Annotated in this window: 1 protein-coding gene; it reads left to right on the top strand. The window is 52.9% G+C overall.

Annotation, left to right across the window (positions count from 1 at the left end; genetic code table 11):
• A partial coding sequence (locus EAE90_RS23145; protein ID WP_214055438.1) for a condensation domain-containing protein occupies positions 1-1,353 on the top strand: 1,353 nt, incomplete at both ends.

The raw sequence follows: 1,353 nt of genomic DNA, 5'->3' as shown, positions 1-1,353 counted from the left end.
ATAATGTCTACGGCCCAACAGAATGTACCGTGGATACGACGTTGGCCTGTATAGAGCCGTCGCACCCTTATCCGACTATCGGTCGTCCGCTAGATAATGCCCGTCTTTATTTATTGGATAACGATGGCCATCCTGTGCCGTTGGGGGCAATAGGGGAGTTGTACATTGGTGGTGTTGGTGTGGCGCGTGGCTACCTCAATCGTCCTGACTTAACGGCTGAACGTTTCCTGTCTGACCCATTTAGTGATAAACCCGATGCCCGCATGTACCGCACCGGGGATTTAGCCCGTTATTTGCCGGACGGCAATCTGGAATTCCTGGGCCGCAACGACCACCAGGTGAAAATCCGCGGTTTCCGTATTGAACCGGGGGAAATCGAAGCCCGCTTAATGGAACATCCGGCGGTAAGTGAAGCGTTAGTGCTGGCTCTGGGTGACGGTCAGGACAAACGGCTGGTGGCTTATGTGGTGGCAGAAGCGGATGACCGGCTGGTTAACAGCTTACGTGCCTATCTGAGTGCCATTTTGCCGGATTATATGGTGCCGTCCGCTTTTGTGCGTCTGGATGCGTTTCCGTTAACGCCGAACGGCAAGCTAGATCGCCGAGCGTTGCCTGCGCCGGGGGTGGAAGCCTTTGTCCATCAGATTTATGAAGCGCCGCAAGGGGAGATGGAAACCGTATTGGCGACTATCTGGCGTGAGTTACTTGGCATTGAGCGGATAAGCCGACATGACAATTTCTTTGCCTTGGGGGGGCATTCGCTGTTGGCGGTACGGATGATCAACCGGATAGCTGCTTTCGGTATCGAACTGTCATTAACCACCCTGTTTAAATTCCCTTCGTTAAAGGCATTTGCGGAAGTTATGCAAGCCCGGAAGGGGCAACTGGATACTATCCTGCCAGCCATTGTGCCGGTATCTCGCGAAGGTGCATTGCCGTTATCATTTGCTCAACAGCGCTTGTGGTTCCTGACGCAGCTTGAGGGCGTTAGTGAAACTTATCATATCCCGATGGCCCTGCGCTTGAGTGGGCAATTGGATATCATGGCCTGGCAGAAGGCGCTGGATACCTTATTTGCCCGTCATGAAGCGTTACGCTCTGTCTTTGTCTCTATTGATGGTCAACCGCAAGTGCGGCTGTTGGCGCCGAATAGCAGCTTACTGTTATCGCAATATGATCTGCGCGGGATCCCGGATGCTGATGTTGTTCTTGAGCGTCTAAGCGTGGAGGAGGCTCACGCATCATTTGACCTTGAAAGCGGCCCGCTTATCCGTGCGGCTCTCATCCAGCTCACCGATAGCGAATATCAGTTTTTGCTGACTTTGCATCACATTATTTCCGATGGTTGGTCTT

The organism is Photorhabdus caribbeanensis, from assembly GCF_018448885.1.
In the GTDB taxonomy this organism is placed as follows: domain Bacteria; phylum Pseudomonadota; class Gammaproteobacteria; order Enterobacterales; family Enterobacteriaceae; genus Photorhabdus; species Photorhabdus caribbeanensis.
Note: the sequence above shows the minus strand (reverse complement) of the source record. Positions and strands in the feature narration are given on the sequence as shown.